Source organism: Jeotgalibacillus terrae, assembly GCF_016908195.1.
In the GTDB taxonomy this organism is placed as follows: Bacteria; Bacillota; Bacilli; order Bacillales; family Jeotgalibacillaceae; genus Jeotgalibacillus; species Jeotgalibacillus terrae.
Map to the genome: position 1 here is coordinate 143,114 of NZ_JAFBDK010000007.1, position 21,221 is coordinate 164,334.

At 45.2% G+C, this 21,221-nt stretch carries 19 protein-coding genes; 8 read left to right on the plus strand and 11 right to left on the minus strand.

Annotated elements, in window-relative coordinates; translation table 11 throughout:
• Window positions 1–107 precede the first annotated feature (107 nt).
• The 3 genes from JOD21_RS09060 (at window position 108) to JOD21_RS09070 (ending at window position 3,179) form a co-directional block, all read left to right on the plus strand.
• Entirely contained in the window at window positions 108–1,847 is a 1,740-nt protein-coding gene (locus tag JOD21_RS09060) for a carbon starvation CstA family protein (RefSeq protein WP_204729295.1), read from the plus strand.
• Between the two features lie 126 nt (window positions 1,848–1,973).
• Window positions 1,974–2,231, plus strand: a complete 258-nt coding sequence (locus JOD21_RS09065; RefSeq protein ID WP_204729296.1) for a cory-CC-star protein — start codon at window positions 1,974–1,976, stop codon at window positions 2,229–2,231.
• 15 nt (window positions 2,232–2,246) lie between these two features.
• Window positions 2,247–3,179 (plus strand): ArsA family ATPase, encoded by a 933-nt coding sequence (locus JOD21_RS09070; protein WP_204729297.1) that lies wholly within the window; start codon window positions 2,247–2,249, stop codon window positions 3,177–3,179.
• Between the two features lie 39 nt (window positions 3,180–3,218).
• Here the strand turns inward: JOD21_RS09070 and JOD21_RS09075 are convergent, their stop codons facing one another.
• The 5 genes from JOD21_RS09075 to JOD21_RS09095 all read right to left on the minus strand — a co-directional run bounded on the left by JOD21_RS09075 (window position 3,219) and on the right by JOD21_RS09095 (window position 7,840).
• Window positions 3,219–4,412, minus strand: coding sequence for an NRAMP family divalent metal transporter (locus JOD21_RS09075; RefSeq protein ID WP_204729298.1), 1,194 nt, complete (start codon window positions 4,410–4,412; stop codon window positions 3,219–3,221).
• A gap of 92 nt (window positions 4,413–4,504) precedes the next feature.
• Window positions 4,505–5,263 (minus strand): LamB/YcsF family protein, encoded by a 759-nt coding sequence (locus JOD21_RS09080; protein ID WP_204729299.1) that lies wholly within the window; start codon window positions 5,261–5,263, stop codon window positions 4,505–4,507.
• Window positions 5,256–6,248 (minus strand): 5-oxoprolinase subunit C family protein, encoded by a 993-nt coding sequence (locus JOD21_RS09085; protein WP_204729300.1) that lies wholly within the window; start codon window positions 6,246–6,248, stop codon window positions 5,256–5,258. Before JOD21_RS09085 ends, JOD21_RS09080 begins: the two co-directional genes overlap by 8 nt.
• Window positions 6,245–6,937 carry a 5-oxoprolinase subunit PxpB gene (pxpB, locus tag JOD21_RS09090; RefSeq protein WP_204729301.1) on the minus strand — a complete coding sequence of 231 codons (693 nt, stop codon included), beginning with the start codon at window positions 6,935–6,937 and terminating at the stop codon, window positions 6,245–6,247. Before pxpB ends, JOD21_RS09085 begins: the two co-directional genes overlap by 4 nt.
• A gap of 357 nt (window positions 6,938–7,294) precedes the next feature.
• Complete coding sequence (locus tag JOD21_RS09095; protein ID WP_204729302.1) at window positions 7,295–7,840, minus strand: VanZ family protein; 546 nt, start codon at window positions 7,838–7,840, stop codon at window positions 7,295–7,297.
• A 142-nt stretch (window positions 7,841–7,982) separates the two neighbouring features.
• Here JOD21_RS09095 and JOD21_RS09100 point away from each other — a divergent pair, with 142 nt between their 5' ends.
• Window positions 7,983–8,174 carry a hypothetical protein gene (locus JOD21_RS09100; RefSeq protein WP_204729303.1) on the plus strand — a complete coding sequence of 64 codons (192 nt, stop codon included), beginning with the start codon at window positions 7,983–7,985 and terminating at the stop codon, window positions 8,172–8,174.
• Window positions 8,175–8,244: 70 nt separating this feature from the next.
• Here JOD21_RS09100 and JOD21_RS09105 read toward each other — a convergent pair whose 3' ends face one another.
• From JOD21_RS09105 to JOD21_RS09120, 4 genes are read right to left on the minus strand one after another with little or no spacing between them, the layout of a single operon-like run.
• On the minus strand, window positions 8,245–9,021 hold the full coding sequence (locus JOD21_RS09105; protein WP_204729304.1) for a 3-hydroxybutyrate dehydrogenase: 777 nt from the start codon (window positions 9,019–9,021) through the stop codon (window positions 8,245–8,247).
• An 18-nt stretch (window positions 9,022–9,039) separates the two neighbouring features.
• A complete protein-coding gene (locus JOD21_RS09110; RefSeq protein WP_204729305.1) occupies window positions 9,040–10,359 on the minus strand; it encodes a GntP family permease in 1,320 nt (439 codons plus the stop codon).
• A gap of 19 nt (window positions 10,360–10,378) precedes the next feature.
• Window positions 10,379–11,053 carry a 3-oxoacid CoA-transferase subunit B gene (locus JOD21_RS09115; RefSeq protein WP_204729306.1) on the minus strand — a complete coding sequence of 225 codons (675 nt, stop codon included), beginning with the start codon at window positions 11,051–11,053 and terminating at the stop codon, window positions 10,379–10,381.
• 12 nt (window positions 11,054–11,065) lie between these two features.
• Complete coding sequence (locus JOD21_RS09120) at window positions 11,066–11,752, minus strand: CoA transferase subunit A (protein ID WP_204729369.1); 687 nt, start codon at window positions 11,750–11,752, stop codon at window positions 11,066–11,068.
• 169 nt (window positions 11,753–11,921) lie between these two features.
• Between JOD21_RS09120 and JOD21_RS09125 the strand changes: the two genes are divergently transcribed.
• Window positions 11,922–12,806 (plus strand): LysR family transcriptional regulator, encoded by an 885-nt coding sequence (locus tag JOD21_RS09125; RefSeq protein WP_204729307.1) that lies wholly within the window; start codon window positions 11,922–11,924, stop codon window positions 12,804–12,806.
• 274 nt (window positions 12,807–13,080) lie between these two features.
• Here JOD21_RS09125 and JOD21_RS09130 read toward each other — a convergent pair whose 3' ends face one another.
• Entirely contained in the window at window positions 13,081–13,284 is a 204-nt protein-coding gene (locus JOD21_RS09130; RefSeq protein WP_204729308.1) for a hypothetical protein, read from the minus strand.
• Between the two features lie 201 nt (window positions 13,285–13,485).
• Between JOD21_RS09130 and pulA the strand changes: the two genes are divergently transcribed.
• The gene (gene pulA, locus JOD21_RS09135; protein ID WP_204729370.1) at window positions 13,486–16,362 is read left to right on the plus strand and encodes a type I pullulanase; all 2,877 of its coding nucleotides are present in this window, start codon (window positions 13,486–13,488) and stop codon (window positions 16,360–16,362) included.
• Window positions 16,363–16,504: 142 nt separating this feature from the next.
• Window positions 16,505–17,446 carry an L-lactate dehydrogenase gene (locus JOD21_RS09140; protein ID WP_204729309.1) on the plus strand — a complete coding sequence of 314 codons (942 nt, stop codon included), beginning with the start codon at window positions 16,505–16,507 and terminating at the stop codon, window positions 17,444–17,446.
• A gap of 261 nt (window positions 17,447–17,707) precedes the next feature.
• On the opposite strand, the gene JOD21_RS09145 is transcribed toward JOD21_RS09140, so the two are convergent.
• Complete coding sequence (locus JOD21_RS09145) at window positions 17,708–19,426, minus strand: ABC transporter ATP-binding protein (RefSeq protein WP_204729310.1); 1,719 nt, start codon at window positions 19,424–19,426, stop codon at window positions 17,708–17,710.
• Between the two features lie 337 nt (window positions 19,427–19,763).
• Between JOD21_RS09145 and JOD21_RS09150 the strand changes: the two genes are divergently transcribed.
• A complete protein-coding gene (locus JOD21_RS09150) occupies window positions 19,764–21,221 on the plus strand; it encodes an alpha-amylase (RefSeq protein ID WP_204729311.1) in 1,458 nt (485 codons plus the stop codon).

Genomic DNA, 21,221 nt, shown 5'->3' on the forward strand with positions numbered 1-21,221 from the left:
ATATTTACACAATTCAATCTATATCCTATGATGGTACATGACATTGAAAATGCTTACATATACTTTATTACCAAATGTCAAATTACATATTTAAGGGGGACAACTGAATGAATGCAATTGCTTTAGCGGCGATCGGGCTGTTTATCTTTGTGCTGGGCTACAGATTTTATTCAAAATTTGTTGCTGAGAAGATCTACAGACTTGATCCGAATTATGTTACACCTGCACACCGCTATAAAGACGGCGTCGATTTCGTACCGACGAACAAGTTTGTGCTATGGGGACACCATTTTACCTCAGTAGCCGGTGCTGCACCGATCCTTGGACCAGCCATTGCTGTGTATTGGGGCTGGCTGCCTGCAGTTCTGTGGGTAGTTTTTGGAACTGTGTTCGCTGCAGGAGTACACGATTTTGGTACACTCGTTGTGTCTGTCAGAAATAAGGGCCAGTCTATGGGAACACTTGCAAATAAATTAGTCGGCCAGCGTGCAAAGATTTTGTTCTTATTTATTATTTTAATTCTTGTACTAATGGTCAACGCAGTATTTGCATGGGTTATCGCTAATTTATTTATTACATTCCCATCCAGCGTTATTCCTGTATTTATTCAGATTCCACTTGCAGTCTGGATTGGGCATGCGGTGTATAAACGCAATGCAAAGATGCTTGTACCTTCGCTAGTTGCGCTTGCGGTTATGTATATTTTCGCCGTGCTTGCAGCAGATTTTCAATTCCTGCAGATTGACCTTGTCCGCTATATGGGCGGTGAAGACGGAGCAGGAATATTCGGACTTGGCGCAGTCTCAAGTGCCTTCTTTATCTGGATTGCGATCTTAATGATTTATGTCTATATCGCATCAACACTTCCTGTATGGAAGCTGCTTCAGCCGCGTGACTTTATTAACTCTCACCAGCTTGTAGTTGGTCTTGGGATTTTATATCTTGGTCTTTTATTCACGAACCCTGAAATTACGGCACCAATTACAAATCCTGATGCAACTGACCAGTCATGGTTCCCGCTGCTGTTCATCACGATTGCCTGCGGTGCGATCTCCGGATTTCACGGGCTGGTATCATCAGGAACGTCTTCAAAGCAGTTGAATAAAGAAACGGACGCACGATTTGTAGGATATGCAGGTGCTGTTGGTGAAGGTGTACTTGCACTGATCTCAATTATCGCAGTTATTACACTCTTCCCTTCTGCTGATGCATTCAAAGAAGCGTATAACAGCTTTGGTGCTGCAAGCGGTGGCGGTCTTGGCAACTTCGTACTTGGTGCGAGTCAGCTTGCAAGCGGTCTTGGAATTCCGGAAGATGTCGCAGCGACAATTGTATCTATCATTGTCGTCAGCTTTGCTGCTACAACGCTTGATACATCAGTCCGTCTGATGCGTTATATCATCTCTGAACTTGGTACTGAGTATAAGGTTCCTGCACTTGAAAAAACGCATGTTGCAACAACCATTGCCGTTGTATCAAGTGCTGCACTTGTACTGATTCCTGAAGGTCCGAACGGATTTGGCTCAGGTGGTTACCTGCTATGGCCGCTGTTTGGTACATCCAACCAGCTTCTTGCCGGTATTAACCTTCTCCTTATCTCGATCTGGCTGAAGAGACTCGGCAGAAATTACTTAATCACCCTGATCCCGATGATCTTCCTGATGTTCATGACGCTTTATGCAATGATCAGTCAGGTATTCACTGAATGGGCATGGTGGAATGATCAATCGAGTACACTGCTGTTTGTATTCGGTGCCCTGATCCTTGGTTTTGCATTGTGGATCTGTGTCACTGCAGCTTCTGCACTATTGAATAAAAATCTGCCGAAGATCGATCCGAACGATTAATGATGATGCAGGAAAGAGCGTTGGCTCTTTCCTGTATTTTGTTTTAATATTATGGTAAAAGATGACCCGTAAAAGCTGTTATAACCCATACATTCGCATGCACTAAACTTAAGGAGGCTGCCATACATGCTCGACCACATCAAAAAGCTCATCGCCTATTACGAAGAAGTACTCAGTATGCCTCACCGTCAGGAAATTGCGCGCGAACTTAGAAACGAGGATGACTTGTTTTTACTCATGCTGTATTCAGAAATGATCGGTATTCCAAATCCGGTATACTATTACACGCTCGAGCTCTATCCTCATATGATTGAAAAATTTCACGACTGGCATTTGCGGATGGGAATGGAGAAGTCTCCCCTCTCAGGAATCCGCTGTTGCTGATAAAGGAGTCTTTAGATGAAAATCCTGAAGAATAATATTTTATTTGTCGGCGGGAAAGGCGGCGTCGGGAAATCCACGTCTGCTGCTGCGATCGCCTGGAAAGCGGCTGCGCAGGGCTACCGCACACTGCTTGTTTCAACCGATCCTGCACATAACGTCGGAGACATTTTTAACCGGAAAATCGGTGGAAAGAACACTGAGATTGCACCGAACTTATTTGCATTGGAGATTGACCCTGAAATTGAAACAGCCAATTATATAAAAGGTGTGAAATCAAATATTAAAGGTGTCGTTCATGCAGGGATGATGGAGGAAGTACACAGACAGCTTGATACAGCCAAATCCTCACCAGGTGCAGATGAAGCTGCGCTGTTTGATAAGCTGATTTCAATCGTCTTAGAGGAACGTGAGAAATTTGATAAAATCGTCTTTGATACAGCACCTACAGGTCATACGATCAGACTGCTGACACTGCCTGAACTAATGGGGATCTGGATTGAAGGGCTGCTTGAAAAGCGAAGAAAAACGAATGAGAATTATGCTGCCCTTTTAAATGATGGCGAGCCTGTCGAGGATCCGATCTATGATGTACTCAGAACCCGCCAGGACCGTTTCTCACGCGCAAGGGAAATCCTGCTTGACCCTAAGGAAACAGGCTTTATCTTTGTGTTAAATCCTGAGCGTCTGCCGATTCTTGAAACAGAGAAAGCGCTGCAGCTCCTTGATCAGTACGACCTGCATGTGAAGACACTGATTGTGAATAAAGTGCTTCCTGAAGATGTTGACGGCACGTTTATGCAGGAACGTAAAAAGCATGAGAAGCCGCATTTAGAAAAAATTAAAGCCACATTTAAAAAGCAGGAACTGCTCTATGTTCCATTTTCATCACAGGATATTGTAAATAAGGATTTGCTGGAGTGGTTCAGCGGCCAGCTTGATCAGACATAAAAAAACAGGATGAACACTCATCCTGTTTTTTATGTCCTATTATGAAAATAATTCAGGCAGCTGATTAATCATCGTGTAGCCGCCAAGGTAAGCCATCCCGACAACAATAATGATTCCAAAGGCTGTTAACCACTTCGGATGATTGTAATCACCAACAATTTTCTTATTATGTGCTGCAAGCAATATTACACCAAGTGAAATTGGCAGAATCAGCCCGTTTAACGCCCCTGCAAGGATCAGTAATGTAACAGGCTGCCCAATTGAAGTAAAGATGGCTGTTGATGCCGTAATAAAACCGACAATCAGAAACTTTTCGTATTTTGCCAACACCGGACTGAACGTTTTGATAAAAGAAACGGATGTATAAGCGGCACCTATTACTGAACTGATCGCGGCAGACCACATCACAACACCAAAAATTTTATAACCGATATTACCTGCTGCGAGCTGGAATACGGACGCCGGCGGATTTTCCGGATTAATTTCAAGACCCTGTGCTACTACACCAAGTGTCGCGAGGAATAAAAAGATTCTTATGATTGAAGCAAGTCCAATCGCAGACACTGCACTTTTATTTACTTCAGGTATATTTTTCGTACCGCTTAGTCCTGCATCAAGCAGCCTGTGTCCCCCTGCAAATGTGATATACCCGCCGACCGTACCGCCGACCAGCGTGACGATTGCCAGGAAATCTACTGTTTCAGGAATAAAAGAACGCGTAATCGCTTCTCCAATAGGCGGCTGGGACTGGAACATGACAAATACAGTGAGCGCAATCATGAGAAAACCGAGCACCTGGATAAAGCGGTCCATGATGCGGGCAGCTTCCCGTACAAGGAAGATCCCAATTGCAATCAGTCCACTGAACAGGGCACCCATTTCAGGCGAAACACCGAAAAGTACGTTCGTACCAAGCCCCGCTCCCCCGATATTACCAATATTAAATGCGAGACCGCCAAGGACAACAAGTCCCGCCAGCACAATGCCAAGACCCGGAAGCACTTCGTTCGCGATTTCCTGCGCACGTTTACCCGATACGGTAATAATCCGCCAGATATTCATCTGCACGCCAATATCAATAATTATAGAAATTAAAATGACAAAACCAAAGCTTGCTGCAAGTGTCTGGGTAAATGTGGTCGTCTGTGTTAAGAAGCCCGGTCCGACAGCTGAAGTTGCCATCAAGAATGCAGCGCCGAGCAGTATACTGCGGTTGGATTCCGGTTTTTTCATCGTTGTCTATTCCTTTCCTGATGTTCTTAAAGCTCCTGATGCCTTTAGATGGCATCTCCTGCTATCTAAAGGCATCATGGGCTTTTATCATGTTACTTAAAGTTTTTGATTAAGATACTTTCTTCTTTCAGCCTGCTGTTAATTTTTTCGGCAAAGGCGAGGGCATGCGCGCCGTCACCGTGTATGCAGACTGTATCAGCTTCAATACTGACATCTTCTCCATTTACATCACGCACTAATCCGTCTTTTACCATACGGACAACCTGTGATACAGCCGTTTCATCATCTTCAATCAAAGCGTTAGACTGCGTGCGCGGTGTGAGTGAACCGTCAGGCTGATAGGTTCTGTCAGCAAACACCTCAGAAGCTGTCTGAATGCCGATATTTTTGCCCGCACGGATCAGTTCTCCGCCGGACAGACCAAATAATATCATCTCAGTGTCCAGGTCGTAAACTGCTTTTGCAATCGCGCCTGCAAGTTTTGCATCCTTCGCTGCCGCGTTGTACAGCGCACCATGCGGTTTTACATGCTGAAGTCTGCCGCCCTGCGCTTTTACAAATCCATAAAGGGCCCCAATCTGATAAAGCGTCAGGTCATAAGCCTCTTTCTCTGAAACAGCCATATTGCGTCTGCCAAACCCGACAAGGTCAGGAAAGCCCGGATGCGCTCCAATGGCAGTTCCATTTTCAAGCGCCAGTTCCACGGTTTTTCTCATGACAGACGGATCTCCTGCATGATATCCGCAGGCAATGTTTGCAGAAGTAACATACTTCAGCACCTCCGCATCATTTCCCATCTGATAAGCACCAAAACTCTCTCCCATATCACAGTTCAGATCGATTTTAACCATCTAATCCCTCCAGTCTCGCTGTAATCATCCATTTCAATTCCTGCCATTCTTTCTCACGTTCTTTAAATAGAGCCTGAGCCTGCTGTATTGAAATCTCTTCAAAATGGATTGATTCGCCGGGTTTCTTCTGAATAAGTGCCGGCAGATCAACAGATGCGACTTGTCCGATCTTCGGGTAACCGCCAAGCGTCTGCCTGTCCGCAAGCAGGACAATTGGCTGCCCATCTGCAGGAACCTGCACCGTTCCGAATGCCACACCTTCAGAGAGCATATTGCCCTGCAGGCCGCATTCGAGATTTTCACCATCAAGCCTGAACCCCATCCGGTCAGAATGCTTTGAGATTTTATATGCCTGATCAAAAAAGCAGGCTCTGCTTTCTTCTGTAAATTCTTCATACTGCTTCCCGGGAATGACCCGCATCACTGAACGGTCATAAACCTCTGTTGTATAAGCACGGGATACAGACCACTGAACAGGTTCAGATAAAACACTTTGAAATATCCTTTCAGATTCACTGCTTCGCTTACCAACTGAAATCAGGTCTTCTTTTTCAAGACCGCGACCTTTAAAACCGCCGATCTCTGCTCTCAGATAAGTAGATTTACTGCCAAGTACTTCAGGAACATCAAAACCGCCTCCGACTGCAATTACTCCTCTGCAGCCGACTCTTGAAAATTTCATATGTAAGGTGCTGCCTTTTTTCACTGCAACCGGACGCCACAATGGAGCCGGCTGATCATCAATGAGTGCTGAAAAATCAGCGCCGCAGATTGCAATCAGCTGATCTTCCTGAAATTCGATTGTCGGACCTGTCAAAGTAATTTCAAGCACAGCTTCATTTTCATCGTTGCCGACAAGTGTATTAGCGATGCGCATGGAGAAGATATCCATGACACCTGATATAATCATGCCCGATTCCTGATGTCCACGCCGTCCGTTATCCTGAATTGAAGATAGCAGTCCGGGTTCTATTACATGTATCATTGCTGCCACTCCTCAAATTCTTTTTGTGTAATCGAATAAAACTCAATCCTGTCACCTGCGCGTAAAAGAAATGACTCATCTCTCTGCAGATCAAACAGTTTTTCAGGTGTCCGTCCGATAATCTGCCAGCCACCAGGTGTTTCGATGGAATAGACCCCTGTCTGTTCACCGGCGATCCCGACTGAACCTGCTGGAATCGCTGTACGGGGATTATTTTTACGTGGCGCTGCAATAGAAGGGTCCAGCCCCCCGATATACGGGAATCCCGGTGCAAAGCCAAGCATATAGACTGTATAATCTCCATGTTGATGACGTTTTATGACTTCTTCTGCTGAAATACCTGCGTGTTCCGCAACTTCTTCCAGATCAGGTCCAAGTTTTCCGCCATAGCAGACAGGAATTTTTACTGTGCGCTGTTTAAAGTCTTTACTGCTTTTAACTGTCTCAGCCTTTTCTTTTAAATAAGTTGTAACCGTTTCATAGGGATCTTGCTCATGTATAAGTTTCACCAGGTCATAATGAATCGCAATTGAAGCATACCCTGGTACTGCTTCGTACAGCCATTCAGGCTGGTCCTCCTGTATGGCCTGCTTCAGATTTTGTACTTCTGCAAGCACTTCACGGCTAACTTCCTGCTTGAAATGGATCAGTACGGCCTGATCGCCAAGCGGATGATATGTGACATTCATCCAATCTCTCCTTTTGACAAAATACGATCTATTAGATTTGCGTGAAAATTCAGCTCTTAGGCATTAGATTATCGCACTGACTGCTTTCCTGCAAACCTTCTATTATACTAGATACCTTTTGGCGCATGGTTTTAAGCCTCGAAAAAAAAAGAGACCGCGACGATATTGTCTTAGTCTCTAAACCGGTTCACTACGCTCCAGGCGGATGCTTTCCGAACGGCGGTCGCTGAGCCTCCTCGGCTTCGCCTGTGGGGTCTCAGCTATCCCGCTAATCGTCCCGGAGTCACCACCTTCCGCTTCGTTCACCTTAAGGTGTAGTCATATTTAAGTAGTCACACTAAATTTTGATGCTTTATCTCAGTCTCTCTTCAACATGTTAATGATTTTCAACATGAGCCAGGTAATGATATAAACAATGATGCCCCCGGCTGTGTTCATGATGAGGTCATCGACGTTGAAACCTCTGATCCATGCGATGCCGAGGTAGGATAGTACGAGCTGTGTTGTTTCGATCAGCAGGCTTGAAAAGAACAGAATAAGCAGTGCTGTGAAGAATCCTCTTTTAAAATAGGCAAGGAAAAAGCCATATGGCATAAACATAATAAAATTGTAAAATGTCAGACTGGCATTCTGAAAAAACGATTCGCTGTACAGATTTCGATATGTTGCCCACTCATCGAGAAAATAAAACGGCTCAAGCTGAACTCTTACAGGTGACCCGATATCCGGTGGAAATTGAAGCGTACCCAGTGTGACATGGACAACAGCTGTCACATAAACCCAGAACAGAACCACCATTGTACGATTGACAGATGAGCGGTTTTTCTTTCGCCCGTCTTTTATGATGATGATGAAGCCGGCTAATACAGCAATCAATGCTGCCGGCAATGCAAACGAAGTCATAGATTTCCCTCACTTTAATCGTCTAATCCTATCCTATTTGATTTACCAGAAAAAATAAATCAAAACTTTTTTCAGAAAATACGAAACTTTTTTCCTTTTTTTAACGTCTAATACATATAAATGGATTTCAGGAGGGAGAATGATGGTTCAATCTGCTGGTAAATGGTCGATTTACATATTGTTTTTCACTGCTATTTTCATATGTGCTGTGCTGATTTTCGCATTTTTGTTCCGTGGGGAATTCATGGACCTGGTCATTGGCATTTTTCAATCGCCGGTATCAGATGAAGAGCAGGGGATAGCTGATTTGGTGAGGTTTTATGCGTATGTGTGAGTTATTGATGATGAAGAAAACCCCTTGATGTCCTTCACATGGTTGTGACTGAGATCAAGGGGTTTTTTGTTTATTGAGCCGTATATCCTCCATCGAGCGCGACGGCCTGGCCTGTGATGCCTTTTGCATGGTCGCTTGCGAGGAACATGGTGTAGTCTGATATTTCCTGGACGTCAAGCAGACGTTTTTGCGGTACGAGCGGGTAGATCACTTCTTCGATGACTTTTTCGAGTGATACGCCGCGGTTTTTTGCAAGGTCTTCAAGCTGGTTGCGAACAAGTGGGGTATCTACATAGCCCGGGCACATCGCGTTCACGGTGATCCCGTGTTCTGCGCCTTCAAGTGCAGCTACCTTTGTCAGACCGATTACGCCATGCTTTGCGCTGTTATACGCTGCTTTACCTGCAAATCCTACGAGGCCGTTGATCGAAGACATATTAATGATGCGGCCTCCACCCTGCTTTTTCATAATTGGAAATACATGCTTTGTTGCAATAAATGGAGCCGTCAGCATAATCTTCGTCAGCAGCTCAAACTTTTCAGTCGGAAAATCTTCAAGAGCTGACACGTGCTGCATGCCTGCATTGTTGATCAATACATCAAGCCTGCCAAAATGTTCGACAGTCTGATTAATCGTACTGATCAGCTGCTCTTCTTTTGTCACGTCACAGACAAGACCAAGGCTGTCATAGCCCTTTTCCTGCAGGTCTTTTGCTGCTTGTAACACAGTATCTTCTTTAATATCTGTCAGTACAATTTTTGCCCCGGCTTCAGCAAAAGCTGTAGCAATTTCATATCCGATACCACTCGCTGCGCCGGTAATGTAGACTACTTTATCTTTGACCATAACCTTAACCTCCAGCCGTTAGATTCCTAATCCGATTGAAAACAGTGCAATGGCAATTGCCAGTCCGAGCAATGGCACGATGACTGAGACAATCGCAACAGGTCCGTACGCATCTTTATGCGTTTCACCGCAGATACCGCGAATCGTCGTTACAACGTATCCATTATGCGGCAGTGAATCAAGCGCACCTGATGAAATGGCAACCGTTCTGTGAAGCGCTTCCTGATTCACACCTGCATCGATGTATCCCGGCGCAAGCAGTGGAAGTGCAATTGTCTGTCCTCCTGAAGCTGAACCTGTCATACCCGCAATCACACTGACTGCGACTGCCCCACCAATCAGCGGGCTGCCAGGAATACTTGCCATCGCATCAACCGCTGTTGTAAATGCCGGAACTGCTTTTGCCACCCCGCCAAACCCTACAACTGCAGCTGTGTTACCAATGGCGATCAGCGCGCCAATTGTACCTTCAGACAGCGCATTGCTGACATTTGAAAAATATTTTCTGTTTAATAAGTATGTTGTAATAATTCCACCCAAGAGTGCAATGATCAGTGCAGATGTTCCAAGGTCGTGATGGAAAAAGAAACTGATTGCTAACACGACAAAAAGTGGAATTAATCCCATCACCGGATGAGGCAGTGCACGGTTTTCTAAGACCGGATCGTTTTCACGTGCCTCAAAGTGTTCACCCTTATTAACTGCTTTATTAATCATACGCTTCAGCCACCAGTAACCGAAGATCGCCATAAAGGCTGCTACAAGCAAGCTGACTTCCCATCCTGCATACTGGTTAGTATCCATGTAATCCATTGGAATCCAGTTTTGAATCTCAGGTGATCCTGCAGAAGTCATTGTAAAAGTTACTGACCCAAATGCCAGTGCCGCTGGAATAAAACGTCTTGGCAGATCTGCTTCTTTGAACAGGCTGAGTGCCATCGGATAGACAGAGAACGCAACGACAAACAGGCTGACGCCTCCATATGTAAGAATTGCGCAGGCCAGCACAATCGCAAGCACTGCATACTTCAGACCAAGTTTACCTACGATCCATTTAGAAACACTGTCAGCTGCTCCGCTGTCCTCCATCACTTTCCCGAAAATCGCTCCAAGTAAAAACATTGGGAACCATGACATGATGAAGCTTGTAAAGCCGCCCATATAGCTTGTTAAAAAGTTAACCTCTCCTGCTTCCACCATCTGCGGAAACAGCGGCAAACCACTCATTAACGCGACAAACAACGCGCATAACGGTGCTGCCACCAGCAGGTTCATTCCCCTCATTGTAAATACGATCAGCAGCGTTAGCCCGCCGATCAACCCAATCATACTAAGCATATTCCATCCCCCCTGGATTCTAGTAAGCCTCTTCTTTAAATGATTCGTGAAGTGTAAGCGGTGCTTCAGTACACCCTTTTACCTCTTCAGCACTCCATCCTTTTGCTGTCTCAACCAGTACAAGACCTTTTTCAGTTACATCAATCACGACACGATCTGTAATCAGCCGATTGACAACCCCTTTTCCTGTCAAAGGCAGCGTACATGACGTCAGCACTTTTGACTCCCCTGCCCGGTTGACATGCTCCATGATGACGACTGTCTTTTTAGCACCATGAACGAGATCCATTGCGCCGCCCATGCCTTTAATCATCTTGCCCGGAATCATCCAGTTGGCCAGGTCACCGTTTTCAGCAACTTCCATTCCACCAAGGATCGCAATATCTATATGACCGCCGCGGATCATTGCAAATGATTCTGCACTGTCAAAGTACGATGCCCCTTTAATCGCTGTCACCGTTTCTTTTCCGGCATTGATCAGATCCGGATCCAGTTCTGCTTCAGTCGGGTAAGCCCCGATCCCAAGCAGCCCGTTTTCAGACTGCAGAACCACCTGCTTATCGTCTGAAATGTGGTTCGCAATCAATGTTGGCATCCCGATTCCGAGATTGACATAAAACCCATCCTGAATCTCTTTTTCTGCACGCTTTGCGATTTTTTCACGCACTGCTTTCTTATCAAGTTCAACCGCCATGCTGACCCCTCCTTATCTCGTTGTGACACGCTCAATCCGTTTCTCCTGCGTTCCCTGAATCAAACTTTGTACGTAAATGCCCGGCGTATGAACAGCATCCGGATTGATATCACCAATCTCCACAAGCTCTTCCACTTCCGCTACCGTGACCCGGCCTGCTGCTGCAATCATCGGATTAAAATTACGCGCTGTTTTGTTATAAATCAGGTTACCTGCGCGGTCACCTTTCAGCGCTCTGATAAAGCTGAAGTCAGCTATCAGGGCCTCTTCCAGCACATATTCCTTTCCGTTAAATGACCGGACTTCCTTTCCTTCAGCAACCGGCGTACCAACCCCGGCCGGAGTAAAGAACGCCGGGATTCCCGCTCCGCCTGCACGGATTTTTTCAGCAAGTGTTCCCTGCGGTGTCAGCTCAACTTCAAGCTCTTTTGCAAGCACCTGCCTTTCAAACTCTTTATTCTCACCAACATATGAGCCGATCATCTTTTTGATCTGTTTATTTTTCAGTAATCTGCCAAGGCCCCAATCATCAATCCCACAGTTATTGGAAATGACCGTCAGATCTTTTACACCTGACTGCTCCAGTGCGAGAATCAGATTTTCAGGAATCCCCACTAATCCAAATCCACCCACCATGATCACAGCGCCATCCTGCACTTCTTTCACTGCTTCATCAAAACTCTGATAAACCGTCTTCAACATAACCACCCCTTCTTGTAAACGCTTACTTTTTACCCTAAAAATAAAACCACTTGAATTGTGGCAAAATTTTGACTGATTTACTTTTTTCAGTTTACCTTGATCATTTTGATAGGTAAAATGAATAATAATTATAATAACCATAGATAAAAGTTATAGGAGAATCGAGATGGATATCAGACAGCTGCAATATTTTATCGAAGTAGCACGACAAAGAAGCTTCACAAAAGCCGCACAAGTCCTCCATGTGACCCAGCCGACATTGAGTAAAATGGTGAAAAACCTTGAGGATGAATTAGAAGTTACGTTAATCGACCGATCCGCTAAAAGGATTGCCCTGACTGACGCCGGAGACATTGTTTTTGAACAGGCCCAAAAAGTTGTTAATAGCATTGAAGATCTATCAATCTCTTTATATGACACGATGAATGTAAAAAAAGGACGGATTACAATCGGACTCCCTCCGGTCATCAGCACCCTGTTCTTCCCCCGCATCATCGCTGAATTTCAGTCACAGTTTCCCGACGTGACGATCTCTCTGACAGAAGTCGGTGCGCAGCGTGTAGAAGAGAAGGTCCTTGAAGGTGAAGTGGATCTCGGATTTGTGCTGTTACCGGTTGATGAGAATAAATTCGATTCAATTGAATTTGTGCATCAGGAAATCAAGCTGCTGGTGCATAAATCCCACCCGCTCGCTGAAAGGGAAATGATTGATCTGATTGAATTAAAGCATGATCCGTTTCTGCTGCTGAGTAAGGAATTCACTTTGAACAGCCGGACCATTGAAGTCTGTATCGAAGAAGGATTCACACCGGAAATCGCGTATGAAAGTTCTCAGTGGGACTTTATCGTGGGAATGGTATCGAAGAACCTCGGGGTCACACTCATGCCAGAGCAGATCGGCCGCCGCGTTGCTGATCCGGACGTCAGAATGGTGAATTTATCAAAGCCTTTTCCATGGGTGCTCGGCATTATATCAGCTAAAAACCGGTATATGCCTTATGCGACAAAGGAGTTTATTAAGACGGTTCGGGGGCTTCATGAAGGGTGGTAAGAGCGGATGGGAGGAGTGTGGACAGATACGGAGACGGGGCAAACGACAGACAACAGGAGCTTATTCCATCAGTGTGAGTCATATTTCCATCAGGTTGGGATTTATTCCATCAATTTTGCAGATGATTCCATCAGGCTCTCGTATTTCCATCAATCTGAAAAATAATTCCATCACCTATGAGAATTATTCCTTCACCCCGCACCGTTTTTCCATCACCCCTACTTGAGCTCTAGCAACCGTCAACTGCCTCATCCATTCCTCTTTAGAAACCGGATCACGACCCGGTTTCTTTTTCATCCAGATACCTCTGATACGCTTCGGCCATCCTGTCTTTTGGCGCCTGCTCCTCTGCAACTTTACTCATTTGAATGGTAAATAATAAAGCAAATGCAATAACTCCACCGACGATCGGACCGGCAATCATAAAGATTAAGGTCGCTATCGCTATTCCTGAGAGAAAATATCCTGCTACTTTCAAGCCTACCGCCTCCTGTGAGTATCTTACTGTTTTCAGATCATTCAGAACATATAGTCACAGAATGTTCACTAGTGCGATTGATGCGTTTTGTGCAACTTTTGTGCAAACGCTTTCAATCAGACTATTCTCACCTTATAATGCTAACCATACCAAATATAAGGAGGAATGTATGTGAATCGCAGAAAGTTTTTAGCAGGGTGGATGGCATTACTATTAATTATTTCTTTATTGCCAATCGTGCAACCGATTGCATCAAACGTTGCACAGGCAGAAAGTAATACATATTCAACACTGATTGTGCATTATCAGGAAGATCCTGAGATACAAAAAGATTGGAACCTGTGGGTGTGGCCTGAAGGCGGTGAAGGACAGGTTCATGAATTTACTGGAGAAGATGAATTTGGAAAGATCGCCTCAGTTGACCTGGAGGGATCCCATGAAAACATCGGGTTTATTGTAAGAACTGATGCATGGGAAAAAGATGGCGGTGACCGCTGGGCAGAGACTGAAGCAGGCGTTGCTGAAGTATGGATTAAGTCCGGCGATGACACAGTTTACACCTCCCCTCCGGATGGAGAATACCGTGATTTCCCTGAATTTAATGAAGTCGATGTCACGCTGCACTATTACCGTTTTGATGGTAACTATGAAGGCTGGAACCTGTGGGCATGGCTTGGAGATGGTGATGGACAGGAATTTCAGTTCACCGGACAGAATGATTTTGGTTTAACTGCGAACTTTACTGTCGCAAGCGATGAACTTTTTGATAAAGTCGGCTTTATTGTGAAAAAGACAGAAGGCGATAATGCGTGGGCTGACCGCGAAAACGGTGACCGTTTCATTACGAAAATTAATGAAGACGGCACAGCCGAAGTCTGGATTGTTCAGAGTGACAGCGGCGTCTATTATGATTCAAAATATATTGACTCAACACCGCGTATCGTTAGTGCAACGATTGATGAAATCAATGAAATTACATTAACAACGAATCTCCCTATTGATACTGCTTCTGAAAGCCCTGGCATTACGTTAAATGGGCTGACAATTGCAGATATCCGCCCGTTTGAAGGAACGGATCCGGTCACCAACAAAGTGACGATCGAAACAGTTGAAGACATTGATCTGACAAAAACCTATACGATCGAAACTGAATTTTTCGGTGATGCAACAGTACAAGTCGGAAAAGTGATCCGTTCTGAGTCATTTGATGACATGTATTTTTATGATGGCGATGATCTCGGAAACACGTATACTGAAGAAAAAACTGATTTCCGCCTCTGGGCTCCTACTGCAAGCGAAGCTCGGCTTGTGCTGTATGACACATGGGATGCAACTGAGGGTGAAGAAATTGTGATGGACGCTTCAGAAAAAGGAACGTGGACATCAACAGTTGAAGGCGATCTTCACAACCAGCTTTATACGTACAAAGTAAAGATCGGTGATGAGTGGCGTGAAGCGGTTGACCCTTACGTCCGTTCCACTTCAGTTAACGGGGATAAAGGTGCCGTGATTGACCTTGACCGCACGAATCCTGAAGGCTGGGAAGAGTTTTCTAAAGGAGAAAATCCTGAAGATGCCATTATCTATGAGCTGCACGTCCGAGACCTTTCGATCCAGCCTGAAAGCGGAATTGAAAACAAGGGTAAGTATCTTGGCGTTACTGAAAAAGGAACAACAGGCCCTGAAGGTTATGCTACAGGTCTTGACCATATTTTAAATCTTGGCGTTTCGCACGTTCAGTTCCTTCCAATTTATGATTACCGTACAGTTGATGAGACAAATCTGGATACACCTCAGTTTAACTGGGGCTATGATCCGAAAAACTATAATACACCTGAAGGCTCTTACGCAACTGACCCGTATGATCCGGTTGTCAGAGTCAAAGAACTGAAGGAAATGATCCACACACTGCACGAGGAAGATCTGGGTGTGATTATGGATGTTGTGTATAACCATATGTATGCTGTGAATGAATCGAACTTCAATCAGCTTGTGCCGGGCTATTATTTCCGTTACAACGAAGACGGGACGCTTGCTAACGGAACAGGTGTTGGAAATGATACCGCGTCTGAACGTCAAATGATGCAGAAATTTATAGTTGATTCTGTCTCATACTGGGCTGAAGAATATGAAATGGACGGCTTCCGTTTTGACCTGATGGGCATTCATGATACAGGTACAATGAATGAAGTCCGTGAAGCACTTGACGAAATCGATCCGTCTATCATTGTTCTTGGAGAAGGCTGGGACCTGAATACACCGCTTGACCCTGAACTGAAAGCGAATCAGAAAAACGCTGAGGATATGGAGCGCGTTGCTCATTTTAACGATACCTTGCGTGATGGAGCTAAAGGGAGTGTATGGGAAGATACTGACCCTGGCTTTATCAACGGAAAACAGGGCATGGAAGATATCATGCGTCAAAGTGTAGCCGGCGGCCTTGACTACAGCGATAGCTTTGCCACATACCGTGATCCGGATCAGGTTGTCCAATACGTTGAGGCGCACGATAACCTGACGCTATGGGATAAGCTTGAGAAGACTAATCCTGATGCAACAGAAGACGAGATGAAGGCTATGCACAAACTCGGCTCATCTATTGTCCTCACTTCTCAGGGGATCTCATTTATCCACGCGGGACAGGAATTCATGCGCACAAAGGGCGGCGATCACAACAGCTACCAGTCACCTGACAGTGTAAATCAACTAGACTGGGAACGCCGTGCTGCCTTTAATGAAGAAGTTTCTTATATGGAAGGACTCATTGACCTGCGCCAGAAATATGAGGCGTTCAGACTGACAAATGCAGAAGAAATCAAAAACCGTCTGACATTTGCTGCTTCTCCTGCCAACACAATTGCTTACACACTTCAGGAGAAAAAGAACCGACACCTTTTTGTTGTGCATAACGCAAATAAAGAAGCAGTCTCTGTTGCACTTCCTGGTAAAGGACCGTGGAAAGTGCTTGTGAATGATGACAAAGCAGGCACAGAGGTGCTTTCTATCGAAAAAGGGAAAACAATTAAAGTCGATGGATTAAGCAGTATGGTACTACTGAAAGACGGAAAGCTGAAATAACGCCTCACCCCTGCTCCGCACTTGCCGGATCAGGGGTTTTTTTAATAATTTATATTCATTTTGTGAAAATATTCACAAATACCATTTGATCGTCTATAATAAAATCAGAACATCATTCTAATTGAAAAGGTGTGTTGTCAAAATGGTAAAAGGTAATCGCGTAGCACTGATTGGAACAGGCTTTGTCGGCTCAAGTTATGCATTCGGATTATTGAATCAGGGTGTAGCGGATGAGCTGATTATGATTGACTTGAATGAAGAGAAAGCTAAAGGTGACGTGCTGGATCTGAATCATGGTAAAGTATTTGCCCAGCAATCACTCAATATTTCATTTGGCACATATGAAGATTGCAAAGATGTTGACCTGGTTGTCATCTGTGCGGGCGCTAATCAGAAGCCTGGCGAGACCAGACTTCAGCTTGTAGAGAAAAACCTGAAAATCTTCCATTCAATCGTCACACAGGTCGTGGACAGTGGATTCGATGGCATATTCCTGGTCGCTACCAACCCTGTAGATGTCTTAACGTATGCGGTCTGGAAGTATAGCGGATTTCCAAAAGAGCGCGTGATAGGCTCAGGTACCATTTTAGATACAGCACGCTTCCGCTTCCTGCTCGGCGAATACTTCCAAGTTGCGCCACAGAACGTCCACGGTTATATTATCGGCGAACACGGCGACAGTGAGCTGCCTGTCTACAGTTCAGTAGATGTCGGCGGTGTGGCCGTCCTTGATATGATCAAAAAGCATCCTGAATACACGCAGGAAGATCTTGATGACATTTTCGTCAATGTTCGTGATGCCGCTTACCAGATCATTAACAGTAAAGGTGCGACCTATTACGGTATTGCGATGGGTCTTGTGCGGATTACCAAAGCGATTTTGCATAATGAAAACAGTATTTTAACGGTTTCTACGCTGATGGAAGGTGAATACGGTGAGGACGATGTGTATATCGGGGTCCCTGCTATTATTAACCGTAACGGTGTACGCGAAGTCATTGAGTTGAATTTAAGTGAAAAGGAAAAAGAGCAGTTTGCCCGGAGTGCAGATGTGCTGAGAGAGATTTTGAAGCCTCATTTTTAAATGGAAAAACCAGCTGGTGCAGGGCATCAGCTGTTTTTTGGTGTGTGACGGGGCGGGATTGGGACGGCGGCGGTAAAACGGCTTTCCGGGCATAGGTCTAATTACACGAAGTGGCGAACATGTCTGGTTTTGCGTCGAACATGACCTGGTGAAAGGCGAACAGTTACTGTTTTACGCCGAACCCGTATCATTTCCCGTCTAACATTCATTATTTCCCGCCGAACCCGAGACCGCACACAGCTTAGACAAATCCCATTCCCCCTAAACTTGCTCATACTGCACGCGATGCAAATTCGCGAATATCCCATCATGCGCAAGCAGCTCAGCGTGCGTACCATCCTCAGCTATTCCCTCTTCTGTGACAACCACAACGCGGTCTGCTTTCCGGATGGTCGCCAGCCTGTGCGCGATCACGAGCGTCGTACGGCCTTTGGCAAGCTCTTCAATTGCCTCCTGAATCATCGCTTCAGTTTCTGTATCCAGTGCAGATGTTGCTTCATCAAGAATTAAAATAGAAGGATCCTTCAGGAACATTCTCGCAATCGCAATCCGTTGCTTCTGACCGCCTGAGAGCTTTAATCCACGCTCCCCGATCTGAGTGTTATAGCCAAGCGGCAATCCATCCACCACTGACTGCAGGTTGGCTTTACGCGCAGCTTCCTGAATTTCCTCTTCTGTAGCATCCAGCTTGCCATATGCAATATTTTCACGCAGTGTGCCGGTAAAGAGGAACACGTCCTGCTGCACGATGCCAATCTGACTTCTCAGAGACTCTTTTGTCATGTCCCGTATATCCATTCCATCGATTTTAATCGCGCCATCTGTGACATCATAAAACCTTGGAATCAGCGAACAGATCGTTGTTTTACCCGCTCCGGACGGCCCGACAAAGGCCACTGTCTCCCCTTTTCGGAGTTTCAGGGAAATGTTGTTCAATACTTCCTTTTGTTCATCATAGCTGAAGGATACATTGTCAAATTCAATTTCCCCTTCTAAATGAGCAACCTCTTTTGCATCAGGACGGTTTGTAATAACCGGTGCCTGATCGAGCAAATCTGTAAACCGTTTGAAACCGGCCATCCCTTTTGGATACATTTCAAGCAGTGCACTGATTTTATCAATCGGCTTGAAAAGTACATTAATATATAAAACAAATGCGACAAGCTCTCCATAAGACAATTCATTATTAAGGCTCAGGTATGCACCAAACACAAGCACAACCAGGACAATCAGACGCGTCATGATATACATACCGGACAAGCTGAACGCCATCACTTTGTAGGCGCCAACTTTTGACTGACGGTAATGACGGTTGTCCGCAGTAAAACGCTTAATCTCGTGCTTTTCATTTGTAAATGACTGAACAACGCGCGCTCCAGATACGCTATCCTCAACCCGTGCGTTCACTTCAGCAATATTGCCATACATCGCTTTCCAGGCAGTATTCATCTTAATATTGGCATATGTGATGAGCCAGATCAGAAACGGTACAACAATAATCGCGACAAGTGCGAGCTCAACATTGATCGTCAGCATAATCCAAAACGCCCCGAAAAACGTCATAACCGCAATAAACAAATCCTCCGGACCGTGGTGAGCCATCTCACCAATATCAAAAAGATCATTTGTAATCCGGCTCATGATATGACCTGTCTTCGTGTTATCGAAGAAAGAAAACGACTGACGCTGCACATGTTCAAACAGCTCCTGACGCATGTCGGTTTCAATATTAATTCCAAGTTTGTGACCCCAATAGTTTACAACGTATTGAAGAGAGGTACTTGAGAGATAGAGAAACAGGAGGAGAAAGCTGACCCATGTAATCGCCTGCCAGTTCCCTTCCGGCAGCAGCGTATCGATGAACCATGATACAGCAAGCGGAAAACCGAGCTCCAGAATCCCGACAATCACTGCACAGCTGAAATCCGCTGCAAAAAGCTTTTTATGCGGCTTGTAATAAGAAAAGAATCTTTTTAGCATGATCAGTACTCCCTTGTGAAATATGTCACTTTTATTTTACAGCAAACAACAAAATGCGCCACACATTTTTTCGCCTGACGAAACAAATTGACTTCAGAATTGTCTGATACATTATTTTGCTCTATAATCACTCTATTAAGTTGTGGCTTTAAAGTTATTAGAACAAAACCAGCGAAACCTTGAAGTGCGGGACGGAGACTCCCGCCCCAGGAAGGGACAAGTGAGACCCCCAGAGCAAAGCTCGAGGAGGCTCACCGCCCGGGGCAGGAAAGTGCAGTCCCGTACGGAAAGGTTTCGCGTTATTAACATACTGACTAATTTTAGAGGAGGAATTCACGTGGAAAGAAATCACACTATGCTTCAATTCTTTGAGTGGCACGTTGCTGCAGACGGCGATCACTGGAAAAGACTAAAGGATGCAGCACCTGAGTTAAAAGCAAGCGGAATTGACGCAGTCTGGATTCCTCCGGTTACAAAAGGTGAATCACCTGATGACAACGGCTACGGTGTCTATGACCTGTATGACCTTGGCGAATTCGACCAAAAAGGTGATGTCAGAACAAAATACGGTACAAAAGATGAGCTGCATGAAGCCATTCAGGCCTGTCACGAAAACGGTATTCAGGTATACGTTGATGTTGTGATGAACCATAAAGCCGGAGCAGATGAAAAAGAAACATTCCAGGTCATTGAAGTAGATGCTGAAAACCGTCTTGAAGAGATTTCTGAACCATTTGAGATTGAAGGATGGACAAAATTCACCTTCCCGGGCCGTGATGGTAAGTACTCTGATTTCCAGTGGAACTTTGACCACTTCAATGGGACTGATTACGATGCACGCGAGGAACGTACAGGCTTTTTCAAAATTGTTGGCGAAGGAAAAAGCTGGAACGATCAGGTGGATGACGAGTTCGGAAACTATGATTATCTGATGTTTGCTAACCTTGATTATAATCATCCGGAAGTCCGCGATGAAATGATCAACTGGGGTAAATGGATGTCAGATACGCTTGACGCTGACGGCTATCGTCTTGATGCGATTAAACATATCAGCCATGATTTTATTGATGATTTTATTCGTCAGGTAAAAGAACACCGCGACGGCAACTTCTATATGGTGGGCGAATACTGGAATGAGGATATCGAAGCGTGTGGAAGCTTCCTTGAAGCAACTGATTTTCAGCTCGACCTGTTTGACGTTCAGCTCCACTATAAGCTGCACCGCATTTCTGAAGATGGCCGTGACGCTGATCTTTCTACGCTGTTCGAAGGTACACTTGTCGGGGAATTTCCGATGAATGCGGTGACGTTCGTTGATAACCATGATTCCCAGCCTGGTGAGTCTCTTGAATCCTGGGTGCAGGATTGGTTCAAACAGAGTGCCTATGCATTAGTTCTGCTGCGTGCAGATGGATATCCATGCGTATTTTATGGAGATTACTTTGGTATTGACGGTGAAAATCCGATTGAGGATAAGCGTGAAGCGATTGATCCGCTGATTTATGCGCGTTTCCACCGTGCATACGGTGAGCAAGATGATTATTTCGACCATCCGGCAACGATTGGCTGGGTACGCCGCGGTGTTGAAGAGATCGAAGGTTCCGGCTGCGCAGTTGTTGTGACGGTTGGAGATGAGGGTGAAAAGCGTATGTTCGTTGGCGAACACCGCGCTGGTGAAGAGTGGACAGACTATACGAATTCGATTGATGAACCTGTTGTGATTGATGATGAAGGGTATGGCACGTTCCCTGTGCAGGCAGGCAGTGTGTCTGTGTGGGCTTTGCCAGCTGAGTAA